The 14,149-nt window shown below is 59.4% G+C and carries 13 protein-coding genes; 6 read left to right on the top strand and 7 right to left on the bottom strand.

What is annotated here, in order from left to right; translation table 11 throughout:
• The first annotated feature begins 3 nt into the window (after positions 1-3).
• A complete protein-coding gene (locus C1N60_RS20115; RefSeq protein WP_264240388.1) occupies positions 4-1,338 on the top strand; it encodes a M20 family metallopeptidase in 1,335 nt (444 codons plus the stop codon).
• A gap of 50 nt (positions 1,339-1,388) precedes the next feature.
• Here C1N60_RS20115 and C1N60_RS20110 read toward each other — a convergent pair whose 3' ends face one another.
• The 5 genes from C1N60_RS20110 to paoA form a co-directional block, all read right to left on the bottom strand.
• Positions 1,389-1,676, bottom strand: a complete 288-nt coding sequence (locus tag C1N60_RS20110; protein WP_394521890.1) for a type II toxin-antitoxin system RelE family toxin — start codon at positions 1,674-1,676, stop codon at positions 1,389-1,391.
• Positions 1,673-1,924, bottom strand: a complete 252-nt coding sequence (locus tag C1N60_RS20105; RefSeq protein WP_104093611.1) for a type II toxin-antitoxin system Phd/YefM family antitoxin — start codon at positions 1,922-1,924, stop codon at positions 1,673-1,675. Before C1N60_RS20105 ends, C1N60_RS20110 begins: the two co-directional genes overlap by 4 nt.
• A gap of 131 nt (positions 1,925-2,055) precedes the next feature.
• Positions 2,056-4,245: an aldehyde oxidoreductase molybdenum-binding subunit PaoC gene (paoC, locus tag C1N60_RS20100; protein WP_394521889.1), complete on the bottom strand. Its 2,190-nt coding sequence runs from the start codon at positions 4,243-4,245 to the stop codon at positions 2,056-2,058.
• Positions 4,242-5,198 carry an FAD binding domain-containing protein gene (locus C1N60_RS20095; protein WP_132463796.1) on the bottom strand — a complete coding sequence of 319 codons (957 nt, stop codon included), beginning with the start codon at positions 5,196-5,198 and terminating at the stop codon, positions 4,242-4,244. The genes paoC and C1N60_RS20095 overlap by 4 nt, the downstream gene beginning before the upstream one ends.
• Positions 5,195-5,815 (bottom strand): aldehyde dehydrogenase iron-sulfur subunit PaoA, encoded by a 621-nt coding sequence (gene paoA, locus C1N60_RS20090; protein ID WP_394521888.1) that lies wholly within the window; start codon positions 5,813-5,815, stop codon positions 5,195-5,197. Before paoA ends, C1N60_RS20095 begins: the two co-directional genes overlap by 4 nt.
• Positions 5,816-6,051: 236 nt before the next feature.
• Between paoA and C1N60_RS20085 the strand changes: the two genes are divergently transcribed.
• The 5 genes from C1N60_RS20085 to C1N60_RS20065 all read left to right on the top strand — a co-directional run bounded on the left by C1N60_RS20085 (position 6,052) and on the right by C1N60_RS20065 (position 12,550).
• Positions 6,052-6,978: an aminoimidazole riboside kinase gene (locus C1N60_RS20085; protein WP_283342292.1), complete on the top strand. Its 927-nt coding sequence runs from the start codon at positions 6,052-6,054 to the stop codon at positions 6,976-6,978.
• Between the two features lie 161 nt (positions 6,979-7,139).
• Positions 7,140-8,666, top strand: coding sequence for a carbohydrate porin (locus tag C1N60_RS20080; RefSeq protein ID WP_394521887.1), 1,527 nt, complete (start codon positions 7,140-7,142; stop codon positions 8,664-8,666).
• 64 nt (positions 8,667-8,730) lie between these two features.
• Positions 8,731-10,101, top strand: a complete 1,371-nt coding sequence (locus C1N60_RS20075) for a sucrose-specific PTS transporter subunit IIBC (protein ID WP_394521886.1) — start codon at positions 8,731-8,733, stop codon at positions 10,099-10,101.
• Positions 10,101-11,510 carry a sucrose-6-phosphate hydrolase gene (locus C1N60_RS20070; protein WP_394521885.1) on the top strand — a complete coding sequence of 470 codons (1,410 nt, stop codon included), beginning with the start codon at positions 10,101-10,103 and terminating at the stop codon, positions 11,508-11,510. The genes C1N60_RS20075 and C1N60_RS20070 overlap by 1 nt, the downstream gene beginning before the upstream one ends.
• A 29-nt stretch (positions 11,511-11,539) precedes the next feature.
• A complete protein-coding gene (locus C1N60_RS20065) occupies positions 11,540-12,550 on the top strand; it encodes a substrate-binding domain-containing protein (protein WP_394521884.1) in 1,011 nt (336 codons plus the stop codon).
• Between the two features lie 24 nt (positions 12,551-12,574).
• On the opposite strand, the gene C1N60_RS20060 is transcribed toward C1N60_RS20065, so the two are convergent.
• Positions 12,575-13,279, bottom strand: coding sequence for an MgtC/SapB family protein (locus C1N60_RS20060; RefSeq protein WP_021509440.1), 705 nt, complete (start codon positions 13,277-13,279; stop codon positions 12,575-12,577).
• Between the two features lie 294 nt (positions 13,280-13,573).
• Positions 13,574-14,149, bottom strand: coding sequence for a methyltransferase domain-containing protein (locus tag C1N60_RS20055; protein ID WP_394521883.1), 576 nt, complete (start codon positions 14,147-14,149; stop codon positions 13,574-13,576).

The following is a 14,149-nucleotide window of genomic DNA, read 5'->3' as shown; positions in this document are numbered from 1 at the left end:
CACATGAGTCTGACTGAAAAAATTAGCGCACACGTCGATGCCAGCGCGCAGCGTATCGCGCAGACATTATGCGACCTGCTGGCATTTCCCTCGGTGGTGAAAGTCGATCCGCGCGAGGCCGGGCCAGGCGAGCGCGACTGCCAGCACTATCTGCAGCAGCGGCTGATGGCGCTGGGCATGGACACCGATCTGTGGGATCCGGATGGCCCGGCGCTGTACCAGAAGTATCAGGGCCGCCCGGGCGCCAATAAAGGCCGCACCTTCGAAGGCCGTCCCAATCTGGGCGGCACCCTGAGCGGATCCGGTGGCGGCAGGTCGCTGATGCTTACCGGCCATATTGACGTGGTACCACCGGGTCCGGCTGAGCACTGGCACAGCGATCCTTTTGTGCCGGAGATCCGCAACGAGGCGGTGTATGGTCGCGGCGCGGTCGATATGAAAGGTGGCGTGGCCTGCATGCTGATGGCGGTGGAGCTGCTGCAGGATCTCAACGTGCAGCTGGCCGGCGACGTGGTGTTCACCACGGTAGTGGATGAAGAGATCGGCGGCATGGGCTCGCTGGCAATGGTGGATCGCGGCTTCAAAGCCGATGCCGGTATCATGACGGAGCCCACCGCCAACCGCATCGCGCCGATTTGCCACGGCATTTTGTGGGCGCGCATCATTCTGGATGGCATCGGCGGTCATGCGGAATTAACGCCGAACAGCTGGGACAGCAGCGGTCCGGTTGATGCCGTGATGTTGTGTCGCCAGATGCTGGACGGGCTCGATGTGCTGAACCGCCGCTGGCAGACGCAGCCCGACAAAAACCATCCACTCATGGATCTGCCCAACCAGATTATCGTGACGCAGCTGAAAGTGGGCGAGCATCCGGCGTCAATTGCCGGCCGCGCCGAGATCGTCATCGACGTGCAGTATCTGCCGGCAGAAAAGGATGAGATGGGGCTGGGCGGTAAGGTAAAACAGGAGATTGAGGCGCACGTGGCGAAGGTGTGCGCGCTGGATCCCTATCTGGCAAAGCATCCGGCGCGCGTGGAGTGGATACTGGACGCCGACTGCGCCGAGATCCCGGCCGATCATCCTTTTGTCAGCGCTTTTCAGCAGGGCGTGAGTGACGCGGCACTGAGCCCGCAGCTGGCCGGCTTTGGTGCCCACAGCGACATTGGCCTGCCCAGCACGCTGGGCCAGACGCCGACGGTCAACTTTGGTCCCGGCGATCCGGCGCTGTCGCATCAGCCTAACGAACATGTGCCGATTGCCGATCTGGTGGCCTGTACCAAAGCCATTGCGCTGACGCTGGTGCACTGGTGCGGGCTGGCTAAGGAAGCGGGGCGCTGAGAGCATTAACCACCGCAGTGACGCTGGCCGCAGAGGGCCGGCGTCATGCGTTAGCGCATTCTGTCACTGGCAAGGTGGTAAACGTCACTGCGCTCGCGTTTACCCACCGCGACCACGGCGATGATCAACTGGTCATCAATCACCTGATAAACCAGGCGAAACCCGGAAGCCCTGAGTTTAATTTTGTAGCAGTCTTTAATGCCACGCAATTTGGCTGAGGGGATATGAGGATTTTCACAACATTTTTTGAGCTTTTTGGCAAACTGCTGCTGAATGGCTTTATCCAGCTTATGCCACTCCTTCAGGGCTTCTTCCCTGAACTTAACTGTACATGTCACAGAAAGCTGTCCAAATCCACGTCAATCAGCGGCTGCTGTTGGCGTTCAGTTACCTTTTTAACCAGTTCCTGATCGTCCAGCGCTTCCAGCATTTGCTCGTAAAGTTGTGCGGGAACACAATAAAAGGCGGGCTGATTACGATTGAGAATCGCCACCGGCAAGCCTTCTCCCGCATTGACGGTCGCCATAGGATTCTTTTTTAATTCACTGACGCTGGCGCTCATATCGCTGAGAATGATGTTTGGCATACGTCTCTCCAGACTGGTTAACAGGTCTCAATATTATCAGCTTGATGACCTGTTAACCAGTCCTGACGGCTTAGCCATTCACATTTTTCCCCCCTCCGCCAGCCCGCATGCACTGGCGGAAGGGACCTGCATTACGGCTGGTCAGGCAGCGCGGCGAGTAACTTATCCAGCGTCACCGGATAGTCTCTCACTCGTACGCCGGTTGCATTGTAGACCGCATTAACCAGCGCAGCACCGACGCCACACAGCCCCAGTTCACCGACGCCTTTGGCTTTCATCGGCGAAGAGACTGGGTCGGTGTCATCGAGGAAAATCACCTCCTGCTCAGGCACATCGGCGTGTACCGGCACTTCATAGCCTGCCATGTCGTGATTGACGAAGTAGCCGAGCTGGGTGTCCACCGCCAGCTCCTCCATCAGCGCGGCGCCGAGGCCCATGGTCATCGCGCCGATCACCTGACTGCGCGCGGTTTTGGGGTTGAGAATGCGCCCCGCGGCACATACCGCCAGCATGCGCCGCACGCGCACTTCGCCGGTGGCGCTATCGACCGCCACTTCGACAAAATGACCGGCAAAGGTGGATTGCTGGAAGGTTTTGTCCAGATCGCCGAATTCCATGGTCTCTTCCGCCATCAGCGGACCCGCCGCAGTGAGTGGCAGGCGCTGCCCGCTGGCGTGAATGTGCCCATCGGCAAACTCTGCGCTTTCCGCATCCAGACCCAACTGTGCGGCAACCTTCTCGCGTAGCCGGACGCAGGCCGCATACACCCCGGCCGTGGAGGTATTGGCTCCCCACTGGCCACCCGAACCCGCCGAGACAGGAAACGCCGAATCGCCAAGCCGCACGCTGACCTGCTCAATCGGCACGCCCATCATCTCGGCTGCCGTCTGGGCAATGATGGTGTAGCTGCCGGTGCCGATATCGGTCATATCGGTTTCGACAGTGATTGTGCCTTGCGCATCCAGCTGCACGCGCGCGGCGGAGGGCGCCAGCAGGTTGTTACGGAAACCGGCTGCCACGCCCATGCCCACCAGCCAGCGCCCCTCGCGCCGCTGCCCGGGTTGCGCACTGCGCTCCGCCCAGCCAAATTTGCTGGCGCCGGTGCGCAGGCATTGCACCAGCTGGCGGCGTGAAAAGAAGCGCTCCGGATGCAGCGGATCGACCTGTGTATCATTGATGATGCGAAACTCAACCGGGTCGATACCGGCGATGGCGGCCATTTCATCCATGGCGATCTCCAGCGCCATCAGACCGGGCGCTTCACCCGGCGCACGCATCGCGTTGCCCTCGGGCAGATCGAGTTCGGCGAGGCGCAGCCCGGTAAGCCGGTTGGCGGCGGCGTAGAGTAATTCAGTCTGCTGCACCGCAGTTTCCGGCGTTCCGCCCGGCAGATTACCGGACCAGCTTTCATGGGCAATGGCGGTGAGATGGCCTTGCGCATCGGTAGCTAATCGGATGCGCTGCCGCGTCGCTGGCCGGTGCGTGGTGTTGTTGGGGATCATCGGGCGCGGCACCATCACTTTCACCGCGCGTCCCACGGCGCGCGCCCCCAGAGCCGCCAGCAGCGCATCGCTTCGTAAAAACAGTTTGCTGCCGAAGCCACCGCCGACGTAAGGAGACAGCACGCGCACCTTTTCCATCGGCATGTCGAGCGTGTGCGCCAGGTCGGTATGGCACCAGTTAATCATCTGATTCGAGGTCCAGACCGTCAGGTGATCGTCCTGCCACAGCGCCATGGAAGCGTGCGGTTCCATTGCCATATGGCTTTGATCGGGCGTGGTGTAGGTGGCGTCCAGCGTAAAGGCTGCGCTGTGCAGGGCAGCATCGACGTCGCCCAGTGTTTTATCCGGCTCACCTTCGGGTGACGTTGTCACCTCTGGCTGGGCCGCTTCAAGATCGTAAGCTCCCGTTTCAGCCTGGCAGTTAACCTTAACCAGCTGCGCGGCTGCACGTGCCTGCTCAAAGGTCTCCGCCACCACCAGCGCCACGGCCTGGTGGTAGTGTTCGATTTTATTATTTGCCAGCAGCGTCGCGGTGTTGCGCTCTGCCTTGTTGAGCTTACCGGCGGTTGCTCCGGTGACGATGCCGAGCACGCCCGGTGCCTGTGCTGCGGCGTGGGTGTCAATCGAGAGAATATTGCCTTTGGCAACTGGCGCGCCGACCACATAACCGTAGGCCGCATCCGGTGCTTCAGCGTGCCATTCATAGGCGTAATGCGCCGAGCCGGTGGTTTTTAACGGCCCGTCGATGCGTGCCAGCGGCTGGCCGACGACGCGCTGCTGGTCGATAGGATTGGCGGTTGCAGGTGTGTCAAATTTCATGCGTTGCTCCTCGCTTCCGCGATCGCTGAGGCGAGCGTGCGCTGCGCCAGCAACAGTTTGTATCGGTTGGCTTCAGTGGGACGCGCATCAGCAAACAGCACATCGCAGACCGCCTGCGCCCCGTGAGGAAGTTCAGCATCCGCCGCCGCGCTGCGCCACGGCTGATGGGCCACGCCGCCGACGGCCACCCGGCCGCCACCCTCAGGCAGGATAACCGCTGCTACTGAGACCAGCGCAAAGGCGTACGAAGCGCGATCGCGCACCTTACGGTAAATGTGCGTGCCACCCAGCGGTGCAGGCAGGGTAACCGCAACGATCAGCTCACCCGGCTGCAGCACGGTTTCGATATGCGGCGTGTCGCCCGGTGCGCAGTAGAATTCAGCGATGGGAATGGCGCGCTGGCTGCCATCAGGGCTGACGGTTTCAATCACCGCATCCAGCAGTCGCATCGCCACCGCCATATCGCTGGGATGGGTGGCAATACAGGCTTCGCTTACACCCACTACCGCATGCTGGCGGCTGAATCCTTCGCGTGCGGCACAGCCCGTACCGGGCTGACGCTTATTGCAGGGTTGATTAACATCGTAAAAATAGGGACAGCGCGTGCGCTGCAGCAGGTTGCCGGCGGTGGTGGCCTGATTGCGCAGCTGGCCAGAAGCGCCTGCCACCAGCGCGCGCGTCAGCACGGCATAGTCGCGCCGGATGCGCGCATCTGCCGCCAGATCGGTATTGCGCACCAGCGCACCAATACGTAAGCCGCCCCCGGCGGTGGGTTCAATGCTGTCCAGCGCCAGTCCGTTAACATCAATCAGGTGCGACGGGGTTTCAATTTCCAGCTTCATCAAATCGAGCAGATTGGTACCGCCGGCAATAAACCGTGCGCCCGGATGCTGCATCGCGCTGCTGGCAGCCTGTGCGGGCGTCGCTGCCCGTTCAAAGGTAAAGGCTCTCATGCTTTCTGGCCTCCGGCGTACTCTTCAATGGCGGCAAGAATGTTGGCATAGGCGCCGCAGCGGCAGATGTTGCCGCTCATGCGTTCACGAATCTCTTCATCGCTCAGCTCTGGCGCGGCAGTCAGATCGCCCGTGACATGGCTGGGAATGCCCGCCGCAATTTCCTGCAGCACCGCCAGCGAGGAGCAGATTTGCCCCGGCGTGCAGTAGCCGCACTGATAGCCGTCGTGGCGGATAAAGGCGGACTGCAGCGGGTGCAGATCATCGGGCGTGCCGACGCCTTCAATGGTGGTCACTTCGGCATCCTGCTGCATCACCGCGAGAGTGAGGCAGGCGTTGATGCGGCGGCCATTGACCAGCACGGTACAGGCACCGCACTGACCGTGATCGCAGCCTTTTTTGGTACCGGTCAGGTGTAAATGTTCGCGCAGTGCGTCCAGCAGCGTGGTACGGGTATCCACGTTAAGCTGCTGAGGTTCGCCGTTCACCTGCAGCGTGACTGGCACCGTGACGGGGACCGGCGCGGCGGAACCGGCACCGGCCGTCAGCCGGGCTCGCTCTGTCTCTTCCTGCTGCGGTGAATACCGCTGCGTCTTTTCATCGCGTGGGTTGCTCATGCCTTTGCCTCCGGACAAGTGGCGAAATGAAATCTCAATGACACCGATTTTTATAAGGTTTTGGAAAACTTTAAGCATAGACGTCAATACGCAGACGGCCATGCGGCAGGGGGAAACGGATCCCAGCAACGGACAAGTCTGAAGCCTGCCGGACTGTTCACGGTGACAAATGCCCGCATTCATGATTAATATGCATGCTTTGCTAAACCGTTTTAGCGATTAAGTGAGACCGAATCATGATGAAACGTATCTGGTGTCTGGGTGATGCCGTAGTGGATTTGCTGCCTGATGACGCAGGCCGTTTGTTGCAGTGTCCCGGCGGCGCGCCCGCCAATGTGGCAGTGGGTATCGCCCGGCTGGCGGGCAGCAGCGGATTTATCGGACGGGTGGGCGACGATCCTTTTGGTCGGTTTTTGTGTCGTACGCTGGCGCAGGAAAAGGTGGATGTTTCCCATATGCGCAAAGATATGCAGCAGCGCACCTCCACGGTGGTCGTGGCCCTGGATGAGCAGGGCGAGCGCACCTTCACCTTCATGGTGCGCCCCAGCGCCGACTTATTTCTCACGCCAGACGATTTGCCGCGGTTTCAGTGTGGCGAGTGGCTGCACTGCTGTTCGATTGCGTTACTCGCCGAGCCGTCGCGCACGGCGGCGTTAACCGCCATGCGGCGCGTGCGTGAGGCGGGCGGTTTTGTCAGCTTCGATCCCAATATCCGTCTTGATTTGTGGTCCGATGCGGCGGAGTTGCTGCAATGCCTCAGTGCGGCCCTGCAACGGGCGGATGTGGTGAAGCTCTCCGTGGAAGAACTGGCCTTTATGACGGACACCGCCGACATTGACAGCGGCATCGCGCAGCTGGCGCAGCGCTTCTCCGTAAAATTGTTGTTAGTCACACAGGGCAGCGCTGGCGTGCGTGCTTATTTTGATGGCCGGCAAACTCACTATCCCGCGCGTGCGGTGATCAGCGTGGATACCACCGGTGCCGGCGATGCCTTCGTGGCGGGACTGCTGTGGGAACTGGCGCAGCGGGGTCTGCCGGCGGATGAAGCGCAGCTGGCGGCCTGCCTGCGCACGGCGCAGGTGTGTGGGGCGCTGGCCACTACCGCCAAAGGCGCGATGACCGCGTTACCCAACTATCAACAGCTACAGCAGCACAGTATCTGACCCCGCCGTTTTCCCTGTTTTGCGATGTATCTCACATCCACTAAATCGGTTTAGCAAAATCCATTGCGCTTTAAAAATCGGCACCGCTATGATGCGGTGCCTAAACCGGTTTAGCAAAAAAAATACATCTGATGATAGCCTTGCCTCAGGGATGCAAAACAGTGAAAAAAAGCATAATCGCGATAACCCTTAGTACCGTATTAGGCTCAGGCTCAGCCTGGGCGGCAGACGACCTGAGCAGTATTGAAGCGCGTCTGGCGGCGATGGAAAAACGGCTGGCCGCGGCTGAACAGCGTGCCAGCGTGGCGGAGCAGCGCGCGCAGGCGGCGGAACAGCAGGTGCAAAAGCTGGCTGCGGTGCAGCAGCAGAACCCGACGCCAGTTGCCGTCGCACAGACCGAACCGCGCGCCGCTCAGCCTGTGGCGCCCGCCGCCAGCAGCGAGTCAGAGGGCTTTGAGTTTCATGGCTACGCGCGTTCCGGCCTGTTGATGAACAGTTCCGCCGCCAAAACTCAGGGCGGGCCCACCGTCACGCCAGCCGGTGAGACCGGCGGTCACGTCGGGCGGCTCGGCAATGAGCCGGATACCTACGTTGAACTTAACCTCGAACATAAACAAACGCTGACCAACGGTGCCACCACGCGCTTCAAGGCGATGCTGGCTGACGGACAGCGCACCTACAACGACTGGACCGCCGCCAGCAGCGATCTCAACCTGCGTCAGGCGTTTGTCGAGCTGGGGCAGCTACCGACCTTCACCGGCGCGTTTAAAGACACCACGGTGTGGGCCGGTAAGCGTTTCGATCGCGATAACTTCGACATCCACTGGATCGATTCCGATGTGGTGTTCCTCGCCGGAACCGGGGCCGGTATTTACGACATGAAGTGGGGCGATGACGCCCGCAGCAACCTGTCGATTTATGGCCGCACCTTCGGTGACATCGAAAATAACGAAAACACCGCGCAAAACTACATTCTGTCGCTGAATAACTTCGTCGGCCCGCTGCAGCTGATGGTGAGCGGCATGCGCGCCAAAGATAACGATCAGCGCACCGATATCGACGGTCGTCGCGTGAAAAGTGATGCTGCTAATGACGGTGTGCACGCCCTGGTCGGATTGCACAACGACAGCTTCTACGGCCTGGGTGAAGGTTCAGCGAAAACCGCGCTGCTGTACGGTCATGGCCTCGGCGCAGAAGTGAAGAGCATCGGTTCCGACGGCGCGCTGTTGCCGCAGGCGAATACCTGGCGGCTCGCCAGCTACGGGATGACGCCGCTGGGCGCGGGCTGGCACATCGCGCCGGCGCTGCTGGCGCAGAGCAGCAAAGACCGCTACGTCAAAGGCGACAGCTATGAGTGGGCCACCGTGAACCTGCGCCTGATTCAGGAATTTACGCAGAACTTTGAGATGCAGTATGAAGGCTCATATCAGTACATGGATCTGCGGCCTGAAGGCTATAACAATCGTCAGGCCGTCAGCGGCAACTTCTACAAGCTCACCGTCGCCCCCACGCTCAAAGCCAGCGATGTGGGCGAATTCCTCAAGCGTCCGGAAATCCGCCTGTTCGCCAGCTGGATGGACTGGGATCATCGTCTGGATAACTACGCCAGCGATGACGCCTTTGGCAGCACCGGCTTTAAATCCGGTGGCGAGTGGAACTTTGGCGTGCAAATGGAAACCTGGTTCTGATGAAACGGCCCGCGTGCGGGCCGCTTAGCGCATGATGGCATAACAACCAAAAACAGAGGTTACTATGGATTTTGTTACTCTTTCCCGGTCGCTGCTGCCGCTGCTGGGAGGCCGGGAAAATATCGCCAGTGCGGCGCACTGTGCCACACGTTTGCGCCTGGTGCTGGTGGATGACGCCAAAGCCGACACCGCTGCGATTGGCAGGCTGGAGGGCGTGAAGGGCTGTTTTCGCAATGCCGGACAGCTGCAGGTGATTTTTGGCACCGGCGTGGTGAATAAAGTGTATGCCGCGTTTATCCGCGAAGCTGGCATCAGTGAAACCAGCAAGTCGGAAGCGGCGGATATCGCCGCGCGCAAGCTCAACCCGTTTCAGCGCATTGCGCGTTTGCTGTCGAACATTTTTGTACCGATCATCCCGGCGATTGTGGCCTCTGGCCTGCTGATGGGACTGCTCGGCATGGTTAAAACCTACGGCTGGGTTAACCCCGACAACGCGCTGTATATCATGCTGGATATGTGCAGCTCGGCGGCCTTTATCATCCTGCCGATCCTGATTGGCTTTACCGCGGCACGTGAGTTTGGCGGTAACCCGTTCCTCGGTGCCACACTCGGCGGCATCCTGACGCATCCGGCGCTCACCAACGCCTGGGGCGTGGCGGCCGGCTTCCATACCATGAACTTTTTCGGTATCGAAGTGGCGATGATCGGCTACCAGGGCACGGTGTTTCCGGTGCTGCTGGCGGTATGGTTTATGAGTGTGCTGGAGAAGCAGCTGCGCCGGGTGATTCCGGACGCGCTGGATCTGATCCTGACGCCGTTCCTGACGGTGATTATCGCCGGCTTCGTTGCGCTGCTGGTGATTGGTCCGGCAGGGCGGATGCTGGGCGACGGTATTTCATTCGTTCTCAGCACGCTGATTGCCCATGCCGGCTGGCTGGCCGGACTGGTGTTTGGCGGGCTTTACTCGGTTATCGTGATCACCGGCGTGCACCACAGCTTCCATGCGATTGAAGCCGGACTGCTGGGCAATCCGGCGATTGGTGTCAACTTCCTGCTGCCGATTTGGGCGATGGCTAACGTGGCGCAGGGCGGTGCCTGTCTGGCGGTGTGGTTTAAAACCAAAGATGTGAAAATCAAAGCCATTTCGCTGCCGTCCGGCTTTTCAGCGCTGCTGGGTATTACCGAGGCGGCGATTTTCGGTATCAACCTGCGCTTTATGAAACCCTTTATCGCCGGCCTGATCGGCGGCGCGCTGGGCGGTGCCTGGGTAGTGTCGGTGCATGTGTATATGACGGCTGTCGGTCTCACCGGTCTGCCGGGCATGGCGATTGTGCAGGCCAGTTCGTTGCTTAACTATGCCATTGGCATGGTGATTGCCTTCAGCAGCGCATTTATGATCTCTTATCTGCTCAAATACAAAACGGACGCGGAATAATGGCGGCTTCTACATTGTTACCCGATATTTTACAGGCGGTGATGCGCGGTCAGCCGCGCGCGCTGAGCGATGCGCATTATCCGGGCTGGCATCTGGCGCCCGTCACCGGATTGCTTAACGATCCGAACGGCTTTATTCACTTCGCCGGGCGTTACCATCTGTTCTATCAGTGGAATGCGCTGGGCTGTCAGCATCAGCATAAATGCTGGGGCCACTGGAGTTCGGCCGATCTGCTGCACTGGCAGCATGAACCCATAGCGCTAATGCCGGATGAAGAGTATGACCGCAGCGGCTGCTATTCGGGCAGTGCCGTCGATGATAACGGCGCGCTGACGTTGATCTATACCGGCAACGTGAAGTTCGCCGATGGCGCGCGCACCGCGTGGCAATGTCTGGCGGTGCAAAACTCACAGGGCGGCTTTGACAAGCTCGGGCCGGTGATCGCGCTGCCCGACGGCTACACCGGACACGTGCGCGATCCCAAAGTATGGTGGCATGGCGAGCACTGGTTCATGGTGCTGGGCGCGCAGGATTTGCAAAAGCAGGGCAAAGTGTTGCTGCTGCGCTCGGCGGACCTGCGTGAGTGGCACAATCTGGGCGAGATTGCCGGCAGCGGCCTGAACGGGCTGGCGGCAACCAGTTATATGTGGGAATGCCCGGATATGTTTACCCTCGGCGATAGCACGTTCCTGATTTGCTGCCCGCAGGGCATCGCGCAGGAAGATCATCGTTTTCTGAATGCGCATTCGAGCGCGTGGCTGTCCGGCGATCTTGATTACGCTAACGCCAGTTTTAGCCATGGCGAAATGCATGAGCTTGACGCCGGTTTCGAGTTTTACGCGCCGCAAACCACGCTAACCGCCGACGGACGCCGGCTGCTGGTGGGCTGGATGGGCGTGCCGGACGGCGAGGAGATGCTGCAGCCCACGGTGGCCAATGGCTGGATCCATCAGATGACCTGCGTGCGCGAACTGGGCACGCGTGATGGCCGGCTGTTCCAGCGGCCGGTCACTGAACTGCAGGCACTGCGCAACGCTGAACAGCATTATCAGGGCCCGGCCGGCGATGCGCCGGTAATCGATGCGCAGCGGCTGGAATTGCTGCTGAGCGGGCAGGGCGACATCACCCTGAACTTTGCTGACCAGCTACGGCTGGAATGGCGCGCTGACGGGCTGCGGCTCGCACGCCGCAGTCTGGCAAACGGCGAGTGGCAGTTCCGTTACTGGCGCGGCGCGGTGAGTCAGCTCCAGCTGCTGTGCGATCACTCCAGCGTTGAGATTTTCATTAATGAAGGCGAAGGGGTGATGAGCAGCCGCTACTTCCCGGCGCATCCGGCGCAATTAACCCTGACCGGACACGCAGAAGTGACGGCGCGCTACTGGTCGTTGCGCCCGTGCATGGTAGAATAAGTCATTGTTTCCTTAACCGATGCACTGACGTGAGAAAAACCAAACGCGTTACCATAGCGGATATTGCTGCGCTGGCGGGGGTGTCCAAAGCCACCGCCAGTCTGGTGCTGAATGGCCGTGGCAAAGAGTTGCGCGTGGCGAAAGAGACGCGCGAACGCGTGTTAACGCTGGCGCGCGAGCATCACTATCAGGCCAGTATTCACGCGCGCTCGCTGCGTGATAATCGCAGCCATACGCTGGGTTTAGTGGTGCCGGAGATCACCAACTATGGCTTTGCGGTGTTCTCACACGCGCTGGAAAATCTGTGTCGCGAGGCAGGCTTACAGTTGCTGATATCCTGCACTGACGAAAACGCCGGGCAGGAGCGGGTGGTGGTGGATAATCTGGTGGCGCGTCAGGTGGATGGGCTGATTGTGGCGTCCAGCATGTTAAGCGACAGTGACTACGTTAAACTGAGCGACCAGCTGCCGATCGTGCTGTTTGACCGCTACGTTAATGATACGCAACTGCCGCTGGTGATGACCGATTCGGTCACGCCGACTGCCGAGCTGGTGGAACGGCTGGCGCGCGCCAATCCGGATGAGATTTATTTCCTCGGCGGTCAGCCGCGTCTGTCACCCACCAAAGATCGTCTGGCCGGTTTTATGCAGGGTCTCGAACGGGCAGGTGTGACGCCGCGGCCGGAGTGGATCATTCACGGCAACTATCACCCAAGCAGCGGTTATGAAATGTTTGCCGCACTGTGCGCCCGGCTGGGGCGTCCGCCCAAAGCGATTTTTACCGCCGCCTGCGGTCTGCTGGAAGGGGTGTTGCGCTACATGAGCCAGCATCACCTGCTGCACAGCGACATCCGCGTGGCCAGCTTTGACGATCACTATCTGTATGACTCACTGACACTGCCGATCGATACCGTTGAACAGGATGTGCCGCGCCTGGCGCAGGAGTGTTTTACGCTGCTCACTACCATGATTAACAGCGATGAACCCATCAGCCAGCATACCGTGCTGCCGGCAACGCTGCGGCTGCGCTTTGGCAGGTAGCGCAGCCGCATCGCGTTTAACGACTCAATCGGTCTCCGGCTCACACACCTGCCATCTGACCGAGCTGACGCCTTTTTCCAGGCTGATGCGGCTGACCAGATTTTCCAGCTGATCGGTCAGGCTGGGTTTACCCAGCACTTCCGCATTTACCGCCATGCGGTGTGAGGGTTCCAGATCCTCACTGTGCAGGGATTGCAGCCGCAGACCGCTGCCACCGAGGCTATGCAGCATCAGGCTGCGCACCTGCACCTCATCGGCCGCCAGACAGATGATCTGCACTTTGTAATACTGGCTGGCGTCTTCCGCAGTAATGATGCTTTGCCGATTGATGCCCTGTGCCAGCTCGCGCAGCAGGATGTTGGCGCACAGAATAACCACACAACCGATGCCTGCCTCCAGCAACAAGCCCATGCTGCATAACACGCCAATCGCCGCGGTACACCACAGCGTGGCAGCGGTGTTAAGACCGCGCACATTCAGGCCATCGCGCATAATGACGCCACCGCCAAGAAAGCCGATGCCGGAAACCACATAGGCCGCGACGCGCGAGGCATCTGCGGCAATTCCCGGTACGCTTTGCGTCATCAGCACAAACAAACAGGCACCGGTGCTGACCAGCGCATTGGTGCGCAGCCCGGTCAGGCGCTGGCGCAGCTGGCGCTCGCTGCCAATCAGCGCGCCCAGAATCAGCGCGACCGTGACGCGCAATAAAAAGATTTTCCAGTCCATGTCAGACCTCACTCCATCACCGCCGGGCAATGGATATTCAGAGTTATAAGAATGGATTACAGCGGGGCCAGACAGAACGCAGGAAAAAGGGGGAGGAAAATCCACCGTCTTAACGCAGGGCTAAGACAGCGATGAGGCTATCTCAGCATCGGCACCGATTGTAATCGTGTGGGACAGGTGTCCAATTGTGTATCCTCATCAGTAAAAATTTCGCCGGCATTGTAGACGCTTTGCTCCGTCAGTGCGAAGACAAATCGCGCATCGTTTAAGCGGGGTTAAACATGCGCGGTATAATTATGCGTCTTTGATGATGTCAATATAAACAACGTTATTGTGGGGATCGGCATAGTTATTGAAGGTGAAGCCTGTCAGATCACCAAATAGCGTGGTTAAAGACGACGTGTCGCGATAAATCAGGTGCCAGTCCATTATCAGTTGTAAATAGCCCCGTCCGGAACTGTCGGGGCTGAAATTGCCAACCACCAGACGTCCTCCAGGTTTGAGAATATTTTTCAGTGACTCACTGAGTGCTTTGGCGTTGCGCTGAGGCAGATAATCATACAAGCCGGCGGAATAAATAAAATCATAGCTCTCCTGTTCAGTGCGTGATGTCTGCAGTAAAGCGTTGATGCCTGCAACCTGCGTTTTTACTCTGCCACCATAAGCACGATTAACTTCAGCGCAGGACTCTGCATCCTGATCGAAGGCGACGATCTCGCCTTTAAATATATCCGAAAGCGCCAGCGTATTTTCAAACTCCCGGCAGTGACCGGAGGCAACCGATAATATGCGTGCCTGTGGATCGTTTAGCACCGTTTCATTGATATAGGCAGTTAACAAGTGTCGTCTGAATAAAACCGATAACCCCAT

Source organism: Pantoea sp. SGAir0184 (genome assembly GCF_043544755.1).
The sequence above is the reverse complement of the archived record's forward strand: the minus strand, read 5'-3'. Positions and strand labels throughout refer to the sequence as shown.